This is a genomic window from Amnibacterium setariae (genome assembly GCF_003581425.1).
Classification (GTDB): domain Bacteria; phylum Actinomycetota; class Actinomycetes; order Actinomycetales; family Microbacteriaceae; genus Amnibacterium; species Amnibacterium setariae.
Window position 1 is genome coordinate 46,595 of record NZ_QXTG01000002.1, and the last position, 16,909, is coordinate 63,503.

At 73.7% G+C, this 16,909-nt stretch carries 21 protein-coding genes, 1 tRNA gene and 1 riboswitch; of the genes, 10 read left to right on the forward strand and 12 right to left on the reverse strand.

Features of this window, described 5'->3' with window-relative positions; translation table 11 throughout:
- Positions 1 to 5 precede the first annotated feature (5 nt).
- Together D1781_RS08155 and D1781_RS08160 are read right to left on the reverse strand one after the other, a co-directional pair.
- Positions 6 to 1,103, reverse strand: coding sequence for an epoxide hydrolase family protein (locus D1781_RS08155; RefSeq protein ID WP_119481852.1), 1,098 nt, complete (start codon positions 1,101 to 1,103; stop codon positions 6 to 8).
- Entirely contained in the window at positions 1,100 to 1,756 is a 657-nt protein-coding gene (locus tag D1781_RS08160; RefSeq protein ID WP_119481853.1) for an SDR family oxidoreductase, read from the reverse strand. Before D1781_RS08160 ends, D1781_RS08155 begins: the two co-directional genes overlap by 4 nt.
- Before the next feature lie 56 nt (positions 1,757 to 1,812).
- Here D1781_RS08160 and trxA point away from each other — a divergent pair, with 56 nt between their 5' ends.
- Both trxA and D1781_RS08170 read left to right on the forward strand, forming a co-directional pair.
- Positions 1,813 to 2,193, forward strand: a complete 381-nt coding sequence (gene trxA, locus D1781_RS08165; protein ID WP_119481854.1) for a thioredoxin — start codon at positions 1,813 to 1,815, stop codon at positions 2,191 to 2,193.
- 105 nt (positions 2,194 to 2,298) lie between these two features.
- Positions 2,299 to 3,156 carry an aldo/keto reductase gene (locus D1781_RS08170; protein ID WP_119481855.1) on the forward strand — a complete coding sequence of 286 codons (858 nt, stop codon included), beginning with the start codon at positions 2,299 to 2,301 and terminating at the stop codon, positions 3,154 to 3,156.
- A gap of 59 nt (positions 3,157 to 3,215) precedes the next feature.
- Here D1781_RS08170 and D1781_RS08175 read toward each other — a convergent pair whose 3' ends face one another.
- A complete protein-coding gene (locus D1781_RS08175; RefSeq protein ID WP_233551186.1) occupies positions 3,216 to 4,460 on the reverse strand; it encodes an FAD-dependent oxidoreductase in 1,245 nt (414 codons plus the stop codon).
- Positions 4,461 to 4,542: 82 nt separating this feature from the next.
- Entirely contained in the window at positions 4,543 to 5,517 is a 975-nt protein-coding gene (locus D1781_RS08180) for a hypothetical protein (RefSeq protein ID WP_119481856.1), read from the reverse strand.
- Positions 5,518 to 5,708: 191 nt separating this feature from the next.
- On the opposite strand from D1781_RS08180, the gene D1781_RS08185 reads away from it, so the two are divergent.
- Both D1781_RS08185 and D1781_RS08190 read left to right on the forward strand, forming a co-directional pair.
- Positions 5,709 to 5,785 (forward strand) — tRNA-Pro (locus D1781_RS08185).
- 187 nt (positions 5,786 to 5,972) lie between these two features.
- Positions 5,973 to 6,374: a hypothetical protein gene (locus D1781_RS08190; RefSeq protein WP_119481857.1), complete on the forward strand. Its 402-nt coding sequence runs from the start codon at positions 5,973 to 5,975 to the stop codon at positions 6,372 to 6,374.
- On the opposite strand, the gene D1781_RS08195 is transcribed toward D1781_RS08190, so the two are convergent.
- Positions 6,371 to 6,580, reverse strand: coding sequence for a hypothetical protein (locus D1781_RS08195; protein WP_119481858.1), 210 nt, complete (start codon positions 6,578 to 6,580; stop codon positions 6,371 to 6,373). The genes D1781_RS08190 and D1781_RS08195 overlap by 4 nt on opposite strands.
- Before the next feature lie 268 nt (positions 6,581 to 6,848).
- On the opposite strand from D1781_RS08195, the gene D1781_RS08200 reads away from it, so the two are divergent.
- The gene (locus tag D1781_RS08200) at positions 6,849 to 7,184 is read left to right on the forward strand and encodes a hypothetical protein (RefSeq protein ID WP_119481859.1); all 336 of its coding nucleotides are present in this window, start codon (positions 6,849 to 6,851) and stop codon (positions 7,182 to 7,184) included.
- Positions 7,185 to 7,626: 442 nt separating this feature from the next.
- On the opposite strand, the gene D1781_RS08205 is transcribed toward D1781_RS08200, so the two are convergent.
- The 5 genes from D1781_RS08205 to D1781_RS08225 all read right to left on the reverse strand — a co-directional run bounded on the left by D1781_RS08205 (position 7,627) and on the right by D1781_RS08225 (position 10,184).
- Entirely contained in the window at positions 7,627 to 8,196 is a 570-nt protein-coding gene (locus D1781_RS08205) for a hypothetical protein (RefSeq protein ID WP_119481860.1), read from the reverse strand.
- Between the two features lie 110 nt (positions 8,197 to 8,306).
- Positions 8,307 to 8,666 carry a hypothetical protein gene (locus D1781_RS08210; protein WP_119481861.1) on the reverse strand — a complete coding sequence of 120 codons (360 nt, stop codon included), beginning with the start codon at positions 8,664 to 8,666 and terminating at the stop codon, positions 8,307 to 8,309.
- Positions 8,667 to 8,700: 34 nt separating this feature from the next.
- Positions 8,701 to 8,895, reverse strand: a complete 195-nt coding sequence (locus D1781_RS08215) for a hypothetical protein (RefSeq protein ID WP_119481862.1) — start codon at positions 8,893 to 8,895, stop codon at positions 8,701 to 8,703.
- Between the two features lie 63 nt (positions 8,896 to 8,958).
- Entirely contained in the window at positions 8,959 to 9,843 is an 885-nt protein-coding gene (locus tag D1781_RS08220; RefSeq protein ID WP_119481863.1) for an NAD-dependent epimerase/dehydratase family protein, read from the reverse strand.
- Between the two features lie 89 nt (positions 9,844 to 9,932).
- Positions 9,933 to 10,184 carry a hypothetical protein gene (locus D1781_RS08225; RefSeq protein WP_119481864.1) on the reverse strand — a complete coding sequence of 84 codons (252 nt, stop codon included), beginning with the start codon at positions 10,182 to 10,184 and terminating at the stop codon, positions 9,933 to 9,935.
- A gap of 86 nt (positions 10,185 to 10,270) precedes the next feature.
- Between D1781_RS08225 and D1781_RS08230 the strand changes: the two genes are divergently transcribed.
- From D1781_RS08230 to D1781_RS08240, 3 genes are all read left to right on the forward strand, one after another.
- A complete protein-coding gene (locus D1781_RS08230) occupies positions 10,271 to 11,521 on the forward strand; it encodes an MFS transporter (RefSeq protein WP_119481865.1) in 1,251 nt (416 codons plus the stop codon).
- Between the two features lie 9 nt (positions 11,522 to 11,530).
- Complete coding sequence (locus D1781_RS08235) at positions 11,531 to 11,773, forward strand: DUF4287 domain-containing protein (protein WP_119481866.1); 243 nt, start codon at positions 11,531 to 11,533, stop codon at positions 11,771 to 11,773.
- Positions 11,774 to 11,814: 41 nt separating this feature from the next.
- A riboswitch (guanidine-III (ykkC-III) riboswitch) is annotated at positions 11,815 to 11,879 on the forward strand.
- Positions 11,880 to 11,890: 11 nt separating this feature from the next.
- Complete coding sequence (locus tag D1781_RS08240) at positions 11,891 to 12,214, forward strand: DMT family transporter (RefSeq protein WP_119481867.1); 324 nt, start codon at positions 11,891 to 11,893, stop codon at positions 12,212 to 12,214.
- A 1-nt stretch (position 12,215) separates the two neighbouring features.
- Here D1781_RS08240 and D1781_RS08245 read toward each other — a convergent pair whose 3' ends face one another.
- Both D1781_RS08245 and D1781_RS08250 read right to left on the reverse strand, forming a co-directional pair.
- Positions 12,216 to 12,857 carry an FMN-dependent NADH-azoreductase gene (locus D1781_RS08245; protein WP_119481868.1) on the reverse strand — a complete coding sequence of 214 codons (642 nt, stop codon included), beginning with the start codon at positions 12,855 to 12,857 and terminating at the stop codon, positions 12,216 to 12,218.
- Between the two features lie 65 nt (positions 12,858 to 12,922).
- The gene (locus tag D1781_RS08250; protein WP_119483127.1) at positions 12,923 to 14,467 is read right to left on the reverse strand and encodes a bifunctional NAD(P)/FAD-dependent oxidoreductase/class I SAM-dependent methyltransferase; all 1,545 of its coding nucleotides are present in this window, start codon (positions 14,465 to 14,467) and stop codon (positions 12,923 to 12,925) included.
- 67 nt (positions 14,468 to 14,534) lie between these two features.
- Here D1781_RS08250 and D1781_RS08255 point away from each other — a divergent pair, with 67 nt between their 5' ends.
- Positions 14,535 to 15,098, forward strand: a complete 564-nt coding sequence (locus tag D1781_RS08255; RefSeq protein WP_119481869.1) for a helix-turn-helix domain-containing protein — start codon at positions 14,535 to 14,537, stop codon at positions 15,096 to 15,098.
- 63 nt (positions 15,099 to 15,161) lie between these two features.
- Positions 15,162 to 16,748: a DUF222 domain-containing protein gene (locus tag D1781_RS08260; RefSeq protein WP_119481870.1), complete on the forward strand. Its 1,587-nt coding sequence runs from the start codon at positions 15,162 to 15,164 to the stop codon at positions 16,746 to 16,748.
- Positions 16,749 to 16,909 lie beyond the last annotated feature (161 nt).

Genomic DNA, 16,909 nt, shown 5'->3' on the forward strand with positions numbered 1-16,909 from the left:
TGCTGCTACGGCAGGGGGACGAGCGCCAGCGCGCTGCGAAGCCCGGCGACGAAGGACTCCGGCTGCTCCCACGCCGCGAAGTGGCCGCCGCGGTCCCGCTCCTCCCATACCCGCACGTCGAAGAAGCGCTCCGCGAACGACCGCGGCGCGTGCAGCATCTCCTCCGGGGACCACGTGAAGGCCGTCGGCACCGGGATCGGCTCCTCGACCGTCTCCCGCTCCTCGACGTAGGGCGTGAACGAGGTGCCGATCGTGCCGGTGAACCAGTAGGCGGAGACCCAGGTCAGCAGGTCGTCGCGCGGGAACGCCGCCTCCACGTCGCCGTCGCAGTCGCTCCAGGCGCGGAGCTTCTCGACGATCCATGCGAGGAGCCCTGCGGGGGAGTCGCCGAGCCCGACGGCGAGGGTGTGGGGCTTCGAGCCCTGCTCGTGGCTGTAGCCGGCTTCCGCGGCCATCCATGCCTGCGCGGCGTCCATCGCCGCCTGCTCGTCCCCGTCGAGGCCGGACGGCGGAGCCGAGTAGTGGGCGGTCGGCACGTTGGTGAGGTGCAGCGCCGCGACGAGACCCGGGTGCTGCGCGGCGAGCGACTCCGCGACGGAGCTGCCGACGTCGCCGGCCGAGACGACGACGCGGGTGACGCCGATCTCCTCGAGCAGCGCGGCGACCAGGTCGGCCGTGCCGCCGGTGGTGAGCCCCGCCTCGCGGACGGGCAGGCCCCACGGGTAGCCCGGCAGCGCCGGGATGACGACGCGCACGTCTTCGAGCAGCGGCAGGACCCGCTCGAAGCGGAGCACGGAGTCCGGCCAGCCGTGCAGCAGCACGACGACCGGTGCTTCGTCCGACGGACCCGGCCGGTCCACGAACCGCATGCCGAGCGCGGTCGTCCGCCAGGGCAGTGCGCGGATCCGCTCCTCGTGGACGCGCCAGTCGTACTCCTCGGCCCAGTACCGCACGAGGTCGTCGAGCACTGCGGCGTCCGTGCCGCGCGCCCACCCGGTGCCCCGGATGAGCGGGACCGCGCGGAAGCGGCGGAGGCGGTCCCGCAGGTCGGCGACCGCCTCCTCCGGCACGGCGTCGGGCGCCGCGGGCGTCGGGTCGGTCACGGGAGGGACGCGATGGCGTCCGAGATCGTCCGGTCGCCCTCGGTCAGCTCGAACTGGGAGCCGATCGTGGAGTCGTCCTCGAGGACCGCGACGATCACCGCGGCGACGTCGGTGCGGGAGATCTCGCCGGGCGGCAGCCGCGGCGCCATCCGCACCGAGTCGGTCGCGGGCCCGTCGGTCAGCCGGCCGGGCCGCACGATCGTCCAGTCGAGCCCGCTCTCGCGCAGGGCGGCGTCGGCGTCGCGCTTCGCCTCGACGTAGGCGCGCCAGGCGGGTGCGGCGTCGTCCGCGACCGGCTCGTCGACGCCCATCGCGGAGACCTGCACGAAGCGGGTGATGCCGACGATCTTCGCCGCCTCGATCGACTTGAGGGATCCCTCGAGGTCGACGGTGCGCTTCCGCTCGACGTTCCCGTCCCCGCCGCCGCCCGCGCTGAAGACGACCGCGTGGGCGCTGCCGAAGACCTCCGCGAAGTCCTCCGCGTCGCTGCCCTCGATGTCGAGCAGGTACGGCTCGGCACCCGCGTCCTCCACGTCGGCGCCGTGCGCCTCGTTCCGGATGGTGCTGCGGACGGTGTGGCCCTGGCCGGTCAGCGCCTCCGCGAGGCGGAGGGCGACCTTTCCGTGGCCGCCGACGATCACGACGGTGCTCATGACGGGGCACGGTAGCGACCGGGAATGCACGTCCGCCGAACCGGGTTGGACCGAGCATGGCGACCAAGACCCTGACCCTCGACAACCACAACGACACCGTTGCGGAGGGCACCGTGCTCATCGACTTCTGGGCCGACTGGTGCGGCCCGTGCAAGCAGTTCGCGCCGGTCTTCGAGCGCTCGAGCGAGCAGCACACCGACATCACGTACGCGAAGGTCGACACCGAGGACCAGCAGCAGCTGGCCGCGATGTACGGCATCACCTCCATCCCGACCCTCGTGGTCTACCGCGACGGCATCCCCGTGTTCGGGCAGCCGGGCGCGCTGCCGGGCCAGGCGCTGGAGTCGCTGATCGAGCAGGTCCAGGCCCTCGACATGGACGACGTCCGCAAGCAGTGGGCCGAGCAGCAGCAGAAGCAGGAGGGCGTGCAGGCCTGAGCCGCGCGTTCCCAGGAAGGGCCCCGTCCGGTCTCGGACGGGGCCCTTCCGTGCATCAGCAGGATCGCGGCCTGCACTCAGATTCGGCGACGAGCATCGACTCCCGTGACTGACACGACCACCAACCCCGCCACCTTCACCATCGGCGGCGACCTCACGGTCCACCGCCTCGGCTTCGGCAGCATGCAGCTCACCGGTCCCGGCGTCTGGGGGCCGCCGAAGGACCACGACGAGGCGATCCGCGTGCTCCGCCGTTCCGTCGAGCTCGGCGTCGACTTCATCGACACCGCCGACTCCTACGGCCCGTACGTCGCCGAGGACCTGATCGCGGAGGCGCTGCACCCCTACACGGACGGCCTCGTCATCGCGACGAAGGCCGGCCTGACGCGCACCGGCCCGAACAAGTGGCCGCCGGTCGGCCGCCCGGAGTACCTCCGCCAGGAGGCGCTGATGAGCCTCCGCCGCCTGAAGCTCGAGCGGATCGACCTGTTCCAGCTGCACCGGATCGACGAGAAGGTGCCGCTCGAGGACCAGGTCGGCGAGCTGAAGAAGCTGCAGGACGAGGGCGTCATCCGTCACATCGGCCTCTCCGAGGTGACCGTCGAGCAGCTGCAGGAGGCGCAGAAGATCGCCGAGATCGTCTCCGTGCAGAACCTCTACAACCTCGCGAAGCGCGACGCGGAGCCGCTGCTCGAGCACTCGGAGGCCAACGGCATCGCCTTCATCCCGTGGTTCCCGCTCGCGACGGGCGGCCTCGCGAAGGAGGGCGGCAAGCTCGACCAGCTCGCCAAGAAGCACTCCGCGACGCCGTCGCAGCTGGCGCTCGCCTGGCTGCTGCACCGCTCGCCGGTGATGCTGCCGATCCCGGGCACCTCCTCGGTCGCGCACCTGGAGGACAACATGAAGGCCGCCGAGATCGAGCTGTCGGCGGACGAGGTCCAGGAGCTCGAGCAGGCCGTCTGACCCGCTGCTGCCGACGATCCCGGTCCCTCCGCCGTCGCGGAGCGACCGGGATCGTCGTGTCAGCCCGCGACGCGCTCCGGGCGGACCCCGTAGACGAAGACGCGGGGGAGCACCCGCGCGATCGGGCCGCGGAGCAGGGCCAGCGCCGGGGCGGGCGGCAGCAGGCTGCGTCCCTCCGGCGTCTCGGTGAAGGCGATCACCCGGTCCTGCCCGATGACCTGGATGCGCTGGGTCAGCATCGTCGGCCACTGCCGGCGGCGCTGCACCCGGTCGAGGATCGCCGGGTTCAGCACCTTCTCGAAGCGGTCCGGATCCTCCTGCGCGCGCAGCAGGTCGGGCGCGAGCAGGTTCGCGGCCGCGACCGCGTCGCTGATCGCGAGGTTCACGCCGACGCCGCCCATCGGCGACATGGTGTGCGCAGCGTCGCCGATCGCGACGAGCCCGGGCACGGCCCACTGCCGCAGCCGCTCGACCGTCACCGACAACAGCTTCACGTCGTCCCAGCTCGCGAGCTGGTCGAGCCGGTCGGCCGTCCAGGAGGCGACGGAGGCGACGCGCTCCCGGAACGCGGCCAGCCCGGCTTCCTTGATCTCCGCGTCCGTGCCCTTCCGGACGAGGAACGCGACCTGCCAGTAGTCGCCGCGGTTGATGGCGACGAGCCCGCCGCCCCGGCCGATCGTGCCGCGCAGCTCGGTGGGCTCGTCCTCGCGCCGGTCGAGCCGGAACCAGAGCACGTCGATGGGGGAGCCGAGCTCCCGCACGCCGGTGCCGATCTCCTCCCGCAGGCCCGAGTGCCGGCCGTCCGCCGCGACGCTCACCACCGCGCGCAGCCGGTGCTCCTCCCCGCCCTGCCGGTACCGCAGCCCGCGGACGCGGCCGAGCCGGTCGCGCAGCACCCCGGTCGTCTCCGCCTCCATCTCGAGCCGGAAGGAGGGGTACTCGCGCGCCTTCCGGGACAGCAGGTCGAGCAGGTCCCACTGCGGCGCGAGCGCGATCTCCGCGTACTTCGCGCCCTTCGGCGCGACCGCGTCGAGGTCCTGGTGCACGAGCGTGCCGTCGGTGGTCGAGAAGTCGACGGCGCGCATCCGGCCGCGCACGAGCCGGTCGAAGTCGGGCATCAGGCCGAGCTCGTCGAGGATGTCGAGCGTCATCGGGTGCACGGTGTCGCCGCGGAAGTCGCGGAGGAAGTCGGCGTGCTTCTCGAGCACCGTCACCTCGACGCCGCGCTTCGCGAGCAGCAGCCCCAGCATGATCCCGGCGGGGCCGCCGCCGGAGATCGCGACCGTCGTCCGCTGCTCGTCCACCCGGCTGTTCTACCCGCGCTTCCCGGGAACGGCGGAGGGCGCCGCCGGGAACCCGGCGAGGCCCTCCGCGGCTGCTCGGCGGCTAGCGCCGGTGGCCGCGCGTGGTGGTCCCGGCGACCGTCCTGCCGGAGACGACGACCGCGCGCCACTCCGACCTCCCGGCCGTGACCTTCGCCTTCGCGACGCCCTTTGCGTCGGTGCGGACCGTCTTCACGGTGACCCACTTCCCGTCGACCTTCTTCTGGAAGCGGACCCGCACCTTCTTCCACGCCGAGTCGTCGCCGGACCTCGTTTCGTGGTCGACCGCGACGGCCAGGGAGACGTGCTCGCCGCGCCGCTTCGTCGTGAGCGCGACGTCGGAGTCGTACTTGACCTCGATCCGCTGGGTGAGGTCGAGCTGCGTGTCGAGGCCGCGGAGGCCGATGACGAAGCTCGCACCGAGCTGCGTCATGAAGGCGAGGTCCTTGCGCGGGTGGATCGTGAGGGTGATGGCGCCCTTGCCGTTCGCCTTCCTCACCTCGCCGATCTCGCCGCCGAACCGGCCGCCGGAGAAGTACGGCTGGTAGTGCGCCTTGCGGGTGAGGCCCGAGTAGACGACCTTGATGCCCTTGGTGCGGATCTCCTTCGGCAGGAGCACGGTCCGGCGGAAGGCCTGCGAGGGGGAGCCCTGCTCGGCCGGGAGCGCGACCGGTGCGGAGGACCCGTCGGCGTCGTCGCCCCCCTGGTCGTCCGACGCGTCGTCGCCCGAGTCGTCGGACTCGTCGGAATCGCCGGACTCGTCGGTCGCATCGGTGCCGTCGTCGTCGCCGACCTCGGTGCCGTCGCCGTGGTCGTCGCCGACCTCCGTGCCGCTGCCGTGATCGTCACCGACGTCGGTGCCGCTCGATGCGTCGTCGGACGAGGAGGAGGACGAGGTCTCGGTCTGCGACGAGCTCGGCTCGGACCCCGAGTGGCTGCCGTGCGAGACGGTCGCCGCCTGCGCGGGCAGCGCGACGAAGGAGAGTGCCACGGCGCACGTGCCGGCGACGGCCGCGGTGCGCAGAGCGGTGAGGTGCATGGTGCTCCAGGTGGATCGGTGCTCCGCGTGCGGCGGAGGTGGGCTGATCCAAGGGCACGGGCGGGTCGGCGCTCGACTCCCAGTAGGAGGGGGTGAGGGCCGGCGCCGCGGGCTCGGTGGTCCGCGCCGTGACCAAGCGGCCCGCTACACTGTCGGAGGCTCGCAGGGACTCCACTCCCTGCGGGTCGCCACGGGCTGTGGCGCAGCTTGGTAGCGCACTTGACTGGGGGTCAAGGGGTCGCAGGTTCAAATCCTGTCAGCCCGACCAGCGAAGGGCCTGATCGGGGCGGAGTTCTGCTTCCGCCGATCGGGCCCTTCCGTCCGTTCGGGCGACGACCGCGGCCGCGTCCGCCCGCAGCCCGGCACCCCGCGCAGCCTGACGCGTGCACCCGCGTCAGCCGTGGCTTCGCTGGATCCCCGTCGCGGGGCCCGGCCGGGCGGGCTATCGTCCGCGGATGCACTCCGAGTCGGGCGGAGGGAGCGCGAGCGGCTCGCGCGCGTACCGCGCCTGTACCCGGCTCGCCACCGGGTGGCTGCGGTTCTACACGCGCGGCCTCGAGCCCCGCGCCGCCTTCGAGCGGAGGGTCGACGTCGAGCTCGAGCTGTGGGAGCACGGCATGGCCGCGGACCGGCGCCCCACCGCGACCGGAGCGTGCGTCTCGCTGGTGCTCCGCACGCTGGCCGGGGTGCCGCAGGACCTGCGCTGGCGCCGCGACGTCCGCGCGGAGCCGCTCGTGCGCGGCGCGCAGCCCGTGCACCAGCTGGTCCGCCGGCACCGGCAACGGCTCTGGGTGCCGCTGCTCGGCGGGCACGTGTTCGACCAGACGAACGGGATGGCCCGCCCCGAGCAGTACTAGCGACGCTCCGTGGCACCGTCCTCCAGCAGCGCTTCGAGCTGCGGGAGGCGGCGCCGGTCGAGCACCCCGCTCACGGCCTGGCCGAGGAACGCGCCGGTGAGCAGCACCCAGGCGACGGTGTGGAGGACCGAGCGGGACGTCGCGAGCTGCACCACGCCGACGAAGAGCCAGATGCCGCCGATGACGAAGGGCGGCAGCCGGTTCATCAGGACCCGGCGGCGCCGTTGTCGCAGGACGCGCGTTCGTGACCGGTACCGATCGTTCGCCGGGGGGCTCGGCGGTCGGTCGGAGCCGCACCAGGGCAGGTAGACGGATCGGCCGGGCGCGGCTCAGGTGGAGTTCAAGTCCGGAGGGGCCGTTCCTGCACGTGCACAGAGCACAGGTCTGGCCCGACTCGACCGGGCTGGTCAAGGTCTGGTGAATTGGTTCGCCGAGCGCTAGCGTCCGCGCACATCGATGAACGAGGAGGTTCACATGAGGCGACTGATTCTCGGGTTGGCTGGTGCGCTCGCCCTAGCCGTCACGCCGGTCCTTGCTGCCCAGGCCAGCACCCCCGGAGGTGACGCGGGCGGCACCTGCAAGCCCTCCGTGCGGTCCTACGGCACAGAGCTCGACTACAACCACAACGGCGCGCGGATCTTCACCCGTACGGTGAAGGTGTTCAACCCCTGCGCTGACACCACCTGGACCATGGACATCCGCCCCTTGGTGGCGGATCGGGCGATCACCGTCAGTACTGGTGACACCAACACTTACGCGCTCTCCTCGGGCTACGGGTCGCCGTACGTCGCGGGGTTCCTGGCTCGCTGAGCCTCTTCCGTCGTGAGGCGGGTGCGCCGTTCGAGTCCAGCTTGGGATGACGCACTCGCCTCGCCTCCGATCCTCCGCGCTCCGCCCGGCGTCGCACGCGATTGGTTCGAGGAGCCATCTGGATCCCACGGCGAGTACGTCGGTCGGAGCGCTCAGCCGGATCCGACTGCGTCCGTTCCGCGTCGACCGTGCCATCGGTGGAGCCCGATCAGTCTGGGCGGGAAGCCAGCGCCAGGAGCTCGCCGAGTCCGGATGGCACGGTGCGGATCGGCCGGGTGAATTCCCCCGCAGGACCGCAAGCGGCTGCACCCACCTCCCGACACGTGCCCACATCGATGCACCGCCCGCAGGACCCGATGTCGCGGACGACCAGCCCCGAGCCCGCGCGGCGTGCCTCGGCTTCACCGGTCTCGAGGGCCGGCGACCTCCTCGGTCCGGAGGGTCAGACGCGGGGCTCCAGCGCGCCTTCCTCCAGCAGCGCGTCGAGCTGCGGGAGGCGGCGCCGGTCGAGCAGCCCGCTCACGGCCTGGCCGAGGAACGCGCCGCTGAGCAGCACCCAGGCGACCGTGTGGAGGACCGAGTCGGAGGTCGCGAGCTGCACCACCCCGACGAACAGCCAGAGACCGCCGATGAGGACGGGAGACAGCCCCGTCGACAGGACCCGCCGGCGCCGTTCGAGGTCGCGGAGCGCGAGCGTCCGGTCGGGTTCGACCGACGGCAGCCGCTCCTCCCTCCACGCATGACGCCCGAGCCGCTGCGCCGGCCGTCCGGGACCCCGGCGCCACGTCCAGAGGGTGAGCAGCATGAGCGCGAGCGCGATCCCGGCGCCGATCGCGACGGCGACGAGGACGGTCCGAGCGGTGTACCCGCGCTCGTCGCCGATCGACCGCATCAGGTCGATCAGCAGCAGCGCGAAGGGCGCGGTGACGAGCGGGAAGCCGACCGCGAGCTCCAGCCACCCGCGCCGGTCGATCCAGGGCGGGCGCTCGGCACGGGGCGGGAGGTCGGGCATCGGGTCCTGTCGACGGGGAAGGGACGAGCGGTCGGCCGGCCGCGGGCGCGACGCGAGCCGAGGGGGCGCCTGGGCGGCGACGAGGGTCGCGCCCGCCCGCCGCTCGCGCGCTACAGCTGCACGAGCGCCCCGAGCAGCGGCGGGACGACCAGGTTCGCGAGCGAGGTGATGACGCCCACGGCGCCGATGCCGGTCGCCGCTCCGGCGGCCGCGCGGTGGCCGCGGCGCACCTGCAGGCCCACCAGCCCGAGCGCCGCGGCGACGGCGGAGAGGATCAGCAGCAGCACGCCGATCACCGCGAAGACGATCGCGAGCTGCGCGAGGGAGGTGCCGGATCCGCGCGCGGCGAGCGGCAGGAGCACGCTCCCCGCGGAGAGCCCGATCTGGATGAGCACGCCGATGCCGGCGACCACCAGCCCGGCCGTCGCGAAGGGGTTCCGGGGCCGGTCGACCGGCTGCTGCGCGCTCACGCCGGCGAGCCTAGGGATGATCGGGTCCGCGCGCTCAGGCGAGCAGCCGGGCGCCGATCGCGACGGCGACGAGCACGAGCGCCAGACCCCAGCAGACCGCGAGCGCGGTGAGCGCGCCGCGTCCCGTCCGCGCGCGGGCGCTGGGCCGCAGGCCGACCGCGGCGTAGGCCGCGGAACCCGTCATGAGCAGCGCGGCCACGACGGCCGCCGTCCAGGAGAGCGGGTTCACGTGATCCAACGGTAGGGGACGCCGCTGACGGCGTCGGAGGAGCGGCCGGACCGGCCGGGCGCCTCAGCGGTCGAGGGCGTGGCCGTCCTCGTCGAGGTAGTCGCGCCACGACCGCTTCGGCGTCCAGCCGAGCAGCCGCTGCGCCTTCGCGGTGGAGATCCCGGACGCGTCGACCCGGTCGATCGGGCGCAGCGGCACCTGGTCGCCGTAGTACTGGTGCAGGATCGCGGCGAAGTCGTGGCCGCCCGCGTTGTCCGGCGACGCGATGTAGAAGACCTCGTGGCCGGGCAGGTCCGACTGCGCGGCGAGCACGAGCGCGTCCGCGAGGTCGTAGACGTCGATGTAGCTCCAGAAGTTCGCCGACAGGTTGGAGGGGTCGCGCACCTGCTTGCCGAGGTTCGACTCGTAGTTGTCCTCGTTGTGCACCGTGCTCGGGCGGATCGAGATGGTGCGCAGGTCCGACCGCCGCACCGCGGCGTCCATCAGCTGCTCCCCGAACGCCTTCGACAGCGCGTACGGGTCCTGCGGGTACAGCGGGTGCTCCTCGTCCATGGGGAGGTAGTCCGGCAGGAACGGCCGCTCCGGGAAGAAGTTGCCGACGATGCTCTCGCTCGAGACGTTCACGAAGCGCTTCACGCCGAACCGCACCGCGGCCTCGACGAGGTTGAACGTCGACATCAGGTTCGTCTCGAGCACGACGTGGGGCGGGTTGCCGGTCGGCTGGGGGATGGCCGCCGTGTGGACGACCGCGTCGGCGCCCGCGACGACGGCGAAGGCGGAGCCCGCGTCGGTCAGGTCCGCCTGCACGTAGCGCCCGGGCACGACGACGCCCGCGTCGAAGACGGGGCGGACGAGGTCGACGCCGACCACGTCGTGCCCCGCGTCGGCGAACGCCTGCGCGGTCGCGCGCCCGACCTTGCCTCGGGACCCGGTGACGACGACGCGCATGCTGCTCCTCCTGGACCTGGCGCCGACCTCCGCGTCGACGCCGGACCGACGCTACCCAGCCCGGCGCCGCGGCCGCTGAGCGGGCCCGTTCAGCGGTCGCCGCTGGCGCGCGCCGCCCGGGCGGCCTGCCGCTGCGCGAGCCCCTTGAGCAGGAGGTTCCGCGCGGCGAGCAGGGTCAGCGCCGCCGCGAGCAGGAAGCCGAGCACGTTGCCGATCAGCTGCGCGCCGTTGCCGCCCTGCGCGAGGCCGCCGAGCAGCAGGCCGAGGCTCGCGAGCGCCCAGGAGCCCAGGAAGACGGTCAGCACGGCGCCGAGGACGATCCGCACGATGCCGGAGCTCATGCGACGACCGTAGCCCGGCGCGGCGGCGGCCCTGCGCGGGCACCGCCTCCGCGGCACGGCCCGGCGCGCCGGTACAGTGCTCGGCCGTGGGTCGGCTGGCGGAGGCGGTGGCGCCGACCCGGATGGGCCCCTCGTTCCGCTGGCTGCTCGGCTCCTCCTGGACCTCGAACCTCGGCGACGGCATCGCGCTCGCCGCCGGGCCGCTGCTCGTGGCCCGACTCGCCGGCTCGCCCTTCCTCGTCGCCCTGGCGGCGACGCTGCAGTGGCTGCCGCCGCTCGTGCTCGGGCTGGTCGCGGGCGTCGTGACCGACCGATTCGACCGGCGGACGCTCGTCGTCGTGACGGGGCTGATCCGGGTCGCCGTGCTCGGCGTCCTGATCGCCTCGATCGTCACCGATGCGGTCGGCATCGGGCTCGTGCTCGTCGCGCTCTTCGCGTTCGGCGTCGCGGAGGTGTTCGGCGACAGCGCGGAGGCGACCCTGCTGCCCACCGTGGTCCACCGCGACGACCTCGCGATCGGCAACGCCCGCCTCATGGGCGGGTTCGTCACGATGCAGAACCTCGTCGGGCCGCCGCTCGGCGCCGCGCTGTTCGCCGCCGGGGTCGCCCTGCCGTTCGTCACGCAGGCGGTGCTGCTGCTCGCGGGCGCGATCCTCGTGACGCGGATCGTGCTGCCGCCGCGGCCGGCCCGGGCGACCGCGGCGCCGCACCGCGAGATCGGCGAGGCGCTGCGCTGGACGTGGGCGCACGCCAACGTCCGCACCCTCGTCCTCACGATCCTGCTCTTCAACGTCACCTACGGCGCCGCGTGGTCGGTGCTCGTGCTCTACGCGCGGGAGCGGCTCGGCCTCGACGCGCTCGGGTACGGCGCCATCACGGCCGTCATCGCCGCGGGCGGCATCGTCGCGACCGTCGGCTACGGGGCGCTCACGCGCCGCGTCGCGCTCGCGACCCTGATGCGCGTGGGCCTGCTCGTCGAGACCGCGACGCACCTCGCGCTCGCGCTGACGACCACGCCATGGGTGGCGTACGTCGTGTTCGCGGTCTTCGGCGCGCACGCCTTCGTCTGGGGCACGACCTCGGTCGCGGTGCGGCAGCGCGCCGTCCCGCAGGCGCTGCAGGGCCGCGTCGGCAGCGTGAACACGGTGGCGACCTTCGGCGGTCTCGTTCTCGGGTCGGTGATCGGCGGCGGGCTCGCGGAGGCGCTCGGCGTGGTCGCGCCGTTCTGGTTCGCGTTCGCGGGCTCGGTGCTGCTCGTCGTCGTCCTGTGGGGGCAGCTGTCCCACATCGCGCACGCGGACGCCGGTGCCGCGCGGCTGGCGTCGGGGGATCGCTAGGCTCCGGCCGTGCCCGAGCAGCGCGTCCTCGCCCCCGCCACGACCGACGGCGTCAAGGGTCCCGCCTCCTACTTCCCGAGCATCGAGCGCACCTACGGGCGCCCGGTGCAGGAGTGGCTCGACCTGATCGTGGAACGGCTCGACGGGCAGCGCCACATGGAGGTCGTCTCCTGGCTGAAGTCGGAGCACGGGCTCGGGCACGGCCACGCGAACGCGCTCGTCGGCTACGTGCGGGCGCACCTGCCGCAGTAGCGCTGCACAGCGCCCGCTCACGCTCCGCGGCTAGCCTCGAGCGCGAGTCCGAGGCGGACTCCCGGACGAGGGCGCAGTACCCGGTGAGCGACAGGACTGACGCGGAAGCGGCTCGTCATGTCCTGGCTCGTCCTCATCCTCTCCGGCGTCCTCGAGGCCGTCTGGGCCACCGCCCTCGGTCGATCCGAGGGCTTCACCCGCGTCGTGCCGACGATCGTCTTCGGCGCCGGTCTGCTGCTCAGCATGGGCGGCCTCGCGCTCGCGATGCGGTCGATCCCCGTCGGCACGGCCTACGCGGTGTGGGTGGGCATCGGCGCGGCGCTCACCGTGGGCTGGGCGATGGCCACCGGAGCCGAGCCGTTCTCGCTCGTGAAGCTGCTGCTGATCCTCGGGCTGGTCGCCTGCGTCGTCGGGCTGAAGCTCGCCTCATCGGCCCACTGAGCTAGGAGAGGGACAGCCCCAGGTCCCGCGCCTCCGCGACCGCGGCGGCGAGCTCGCGGTCGGCCTGCTCCGTCTGGTCGGCGAGCGCGGGCACCGTGCCGGCGAGCGTGCGGCTCGTCGCGATCACGGCGACCCGCATCCCGAGCGCCTGCCCGAGCACGATCTTCAGCGGCGGCACGACGTGGTCCTGCTCGGCGGCCGGCGTGCCGGCGTCGTACGCGCCGCCGCGGCTCGTGACGACGACCGCCGTGCGCCCAGCGAGCGGCTGGTCCGGCGTGTCGAAGGGGGCCGTGATCCCGGGCACGTGGACGTGGTCCACCCACGCCTTGAGCGTCGAGGGGAGGGACCAGTTGTACATCGGGGCGCCGATGAGCAGCACGTCGGCCGCGACCAGCTCGGCGATCAGGGTCTCCTGCAGCGCCGACTCCGCGGCCGGCGGGGCGTCCTCCGGCCGCCGGAGCCGCGGCGCCCAGTGCGACGCGGCGTCGGTCAGGTGCGGCACCGGGTCGGCGTGGAGGTCGCGGTACGCGACCGTGAAGTCCTCGCCGCGCGACTCCCAGGCGGCGCGGAACGCGGCGGTGATCCGCCGCGAGCGGGACCGCACCGGGTCGATCGAGGAGTCGAGGTGGAGGAGGTGGGGCACGGGTCTCCGATCGCTCGCCGGCACGGCCGGGGTCCCGCCGCACTGTAGCCGCGGGCGCGACGCGTTCATCCGATGCGGCGGAGCAGCAGCACGCCGTCCTCGACCGCGACGTCGGTGCCGTCGGGCAGGTGCGCCCGGCGCGGCAGCAGCTCGCAGCGCTCCGCCGTCCACACGGCCGGATCGAGCGCCAGCAGCGCGAGGTCCTCCTCTGGTCGGCGCAGGGCGGGCGCATGACCGTGCACCCCTCCGGTAAGGGAGGAGGTCGGGACGGAGGCGTGCGTCACGAGCAGCAGCCGACCGCCCGGGGCCACGCGGTCGGCGGCCTCCCGGAGGAGCCGGAGCCTCGGGAAGTCCGGTTCCGGCGAGTGCAGGAAGCTTGCGAGCACCAGGTCGAAGTGGTCCTCGACCGCGGCCGCGCCGTCACCGACCCGGAGGTCGACCTCGACGCCGCGCGAGCGGGCCAGCTCGCCCGCCCGGGCGATCGCGGTCGGTGCGACGTCGACCGCGGTGACGGACCAGCCCCGTTCGGCGAGCCAGACGGCATCGCCGCCCTCGCCTGCGCCGACGTCGAGCGCGGTCCCGGCATCGAGCCCGACGGCGACCTCGGCCACCGCGGCGTTCACCTCCCCAGACCACAACCCGTCCCGCTCGACGTGCCGGTGCTCCCAGGCCGCGTTCCGTATCGCGTCGCGTGCCGCGCGCGCCAGGTCGACGTCCTCGGCCACGAGTGCGGCGTTGACTCCGGCGCCGGCCATCGACCCGGACGCCATCGAGACCGGCACGTTCCCGAACGGCGCCACAGCATTGCCTGCGGCGAACACGCGCGGGTGGGAGGTCCGGCCCATGGGGTCGACCAGGAGGGGTGCGCCGGGCTGGTCGGAGCGGGCGAGTTCGAGCGGAGCGACGAAGTCCAGTCCGAGCTCCGGTGCGCCCCCGGTGAAGACGGCGCCGACCAGGTGCTCGACGCCGTCCGCGGTCCGCAGGACGATGCCGTCGTCCCGGCGCTCGAGACCGCGCACCGGTGCCGTCACCGTGCGGATGCCGCGGGCGGCGAGGCCAGACCGCGCGTCGTCGCCGAGCGGCTCGGCGGCGGCGGTGAACGCGACGACGTCCTCCGACAGCTGCCGCACGAGCTGGACCTGATGCGTGCTCGCGGCGGAGACGGCGAGCACCCCGAGCCGCCGGCCGGCGACCTCCCGACCATGGCAGTACGGGCAGTGCAGCACGGTCCGTCCCCACTCCTCGGCGAGGCCCGGTACGTCCGGCAGGTCGTCGCGGAGCCCGGTCGCCACGACAGCGGCGCGGGTCCGGAGCACCCGCCCGTCGTCCATGGTCACGAGCAGGCGGTCGCCGTCGTCGGCGAGGGCCATCACGACGCCCTCCGCGAACTCCACGCCGTACGCCCGCGCCTCCGCCCTGCCCCGCTCGAGCAGCCGCGCGGGCTCGATGCCGTCGTGCCCGAGCACGCCGTGCATGTGCGCCGCGAAGCGGTTGCGCGGCCGACCGCCGTCGACGACGAGGGTCCTGCGCAGCGACCTCCCGAGCATCTGCGCGGCACTCAGCCCTGCGGCTCCGCCGCCCACGACCACCGCGTCCCAGTCCTGTTCCATGCCCTCGACGGTCGCGTCTGCGTGCGCGATCGGCAAGGCGTCTTGCGGTGATGGCAAGATCGGGTTCGTGGACGCCGCGCTGGAGCAGATCGGACCGCGGTTGCGGGCGGCGCGGCGGTCCAGCGGATTGACGCTGGACGAGCTCGCCGAGCGAGCGGGGATGTCGCCCAGCACGCTCTCCCGCCTCGAGTCCGGCAAGCGGCAGGCGGCGCTCGAGCTGCTCCTCCCGCTCACCCGGGAGCTCGGCATCCGGATCGACGACCTGCTGCCGCCCGCGCCCGCCGATCCGAGAGTGCACCGTCGGGTGCAGCGGCGCGACGGGATGGTGATCGCCCCGCTGACGCTCGAGCAGGCGCCGGTCCGGGCCTTCAAGATCGTGCACCCGCCACGCGTGGAGGCGCCGCCCTCGGGCGTGCACGACGGCTACGAGTGGCTCTACGTGCTGAGCGGGCGGGTGCGCCTCGTGCTCGACGACCGCGAGCACGTCGTCGAGCAGGGCGAGGCCGCCGAGTTCGACACGCGCACGCCGCACAGCATGAGCGCGACCGCCGACGGGCCGGCCGAGGTGCTCAGCATCTTCAGCCCGGCGGGGGAGCGGATCCACACGCACGGCGAGGTCGAGCCGGCCTGACCGGCCCCGATCTCCTGTGCCCGACATCGAGACGCTGTCGGAGGTGCTCGATACCGTGTCCGCATGTCGGAGGCGAACGAGGAGCCGCAGATGGGAACACCCGTTCTCCTGCCGCTCGCGCGCCGACGATGGACGCGCAACCCGGCGCTCGACGACATGCCGGTGGTGCAGACGGTCGCGATCGGCTCGATCGCGGCGCCGGGCGACGACACGCACGCGGCGCTCGCCGGGTGGGACGAGGAGACACGCGGCTGGGCGCTGCAGAAGCTCGCCGCCGCGCACCTGGACCCCGCCGCATGGCGCGCCTCCGTGGTGCTCGAGGACCGGAACGACGTGTCCGACGAGGAGTGGGAGCGCATGGACTGCGCGCCGAACGCGCTCCCGGAGGGCTCGGAGCTGTTCCAGGCGCTCGCCGACGTCGAGGACCTGCAGCGGCTGCTGCAGGGGCTGGAGGCGCGCCGGGTCGTCGCCGCGCTGCGCGCGTGGCGAGCGGCGCTGGCGGACGAGGGGCGCCCCGGCGCCGCGAACACCCCGTACCAGAAGGGCTTGTTCCTCGACCTCGGCGCGAAGCTCAAGGTCGCCGACTCCACTGCGAAGACGCTCGTGCACACCGCCGCCCGGCTCGAACGCGACCTGCCGCTCGTCTGGGCGCACTTCCTCGCCGGGCGGGCGCCGTGGCGGGCGATGCAGATCGTGCACGCCGCGGCCGAGGGGCTCGACGACGCGGTGCTCCCCGTCTTCGATGCGAAGGCCGTGCTGAAGCTCGACGAGGTCCTCATGCCGAGCCTCCCCGACGCGCTGCGCCGCCTCGCGGAGCGCCTCCAGCCGACGACCGCGGACGAGCGTCATGAGCGGGCGGCCGCACGCCGTCGCTACACGATCGAGGCCGCGGCGGACGGCATGGGCTGGCTGCACCTGTTCGCGCCGATGGCCGACCTCCTCGGCATGGACCACCAGGTGACCAAGCAGGCGATCGCCGCCCACGGCAGGGCGGACGAGCGGCGGGGCATCCAGATCCTCAAGGCGGACGTCCTGCGGGACGGGCTGCGCGCCTTCCTGCGCACGGACGCCGACCCGGCTCGGGAAGGCGACGCCCTGGTCCCGGGGCGCCGGGGCGTGGTGCCGCGCGTCTCGATCCTGATCCCGGCCATGACCGCGCTCGGCCGGTCCACGGCCGCACCGGTGCTGCAGGGATACGGGCCCATCGGCATCCGCACGGCGCTCCGGATCGCCGGGGAGGCGACCTCGTGGATCCGAGTGCTCACGGACCCCTTCACGGGCGCTCCGCTCAGCATCGGACGCGAGAAGTACCGCCCCACCGAGGACATGCGCGCGTTCATCCGGCTCCTCGACGGCGGGAACCGCGGACCGGGGCGCCCGCGCGGCCCCGACGAGGTCGACATCGACCACGCCGAGTCGTTCCGGGCGCACGACGAGCGGGGCGAGACGTCGGTCGACAACCTGATGCTGCTGTCGCGCAGCGATCACGGTGCGAAGACCGCCGGCGCGGCCGACGCCGACCTGCTGCTCGACCGGACGGTCGTCTGGCAGACGCCGTCGGGGAACAAGTACGTCACCCGACCCCTCGACCCGCCGGAGGCGACGCCGATCCCGACCGAGCTGACGGACGAGGACGACTGCCCCTTCTGAACCCACGGCCGGGCCCGCCGAGGATCTGCGATCGGGTGCGCGCGTCGCTCGTCCGTCGACCCGTGTCAACCCCCTCGCCCGATCCACGGTCCTCGCAGGTCGCTCGGAAAGATTCGGCGGCCGCGACCCAAGGAAGCAGCGACTGCCCCGTTCCGTGTCGC

Excerpts from the sequence above, each read along its gene's own strand:
- D1781_RS08225 (WP_119481864.1), bottom strand. The coding sequence starts at position 10,184 with ATGAGCTCCGGCATCGTGCGGATCGTCCTCGGCGCCGTGCTGACCGTC.
- D1781_RS08190 (WP_119481857.1), top strand. The coding sequence starts at position 5,973 with ATGCACTCCGAGTCGGGCGGAGGGAGCGCGAGCGGCTCGCGCGCGTAC.
- D1781_RS08260 (WP_119481870.1), top strand. The coding sequence starts at position 15,162 with ATGTCGGAGGCGAACGAGGAGCCGCAGATGGGAACACCCGTTCTCCTG.
- D1781_RS08250 (WP_119483127.1), bottom strand. The coding sequence starts at position 14,467 with ATGGAACAGGACTGGGACGCGGTGGTCGTGGGCGGCGGAGCCGCAGGG.
- D1781_RS08195 (WP_119481858.1), bottom strand. The coding sequence starts at position 6,580 with ATGAACCGGCTGCCGCCCTTCGTCATCGGCGGCATCTGGCTCTTCGTC.
- D1781_RS08205 (WP_119481860.1), bottom strand. The coding sequence starts at position 8,196 with ATGCCCGACCTCCCGCCCCGTGCCGAGCGCCCGCCCTGGATCGACCGG.
- trxA (WP_119481854.1), top strand. The coding sequence starts at position 1,813 with ATGGCGACCAAGACCCTGACCCTCGACAACCACAACGACACCGTTGCG.
- D1781_RS08180 (WP_119481856.1), bottom strand. The coding sequence starts at position 5,517 with ATGCACCTCACCGCTCTGCGCACCGCGGCCGTCGCCGGCACGTGCGCC.
- D1781_RS08220 (WP_119481863.1), bottom strand. The coding sequence starts at position 9,843 with ATGCGCGTCGTCGTCACCGGGTCCCGAGGCAAGGTCGGGCGCGCGACC.
- D1781_RS08160 (WP_119481853.1), bottom strand. The coding sequence starts at position 1,756 with ATGAGCACCGTCGTGATCGTCGGCGGCCACGGAAAGGTCGCCCTCCGC.
- D1781_RS08240 (WP_119481867.1), top strand. The coding sequence starts at position 11,891 with ATGTCCTGGCTCGTCCTCATCCTCTCCGGCGTCCTCGAGGCCGTCTGG.
- D1781_RS08200 (WP_119481859.1), top strand. The coding sequence starts at position 6,849 with ATGAGGCGACTGATTCTCGGGTTGGCTGGTGCGCTCGCCCTAGCCGTC.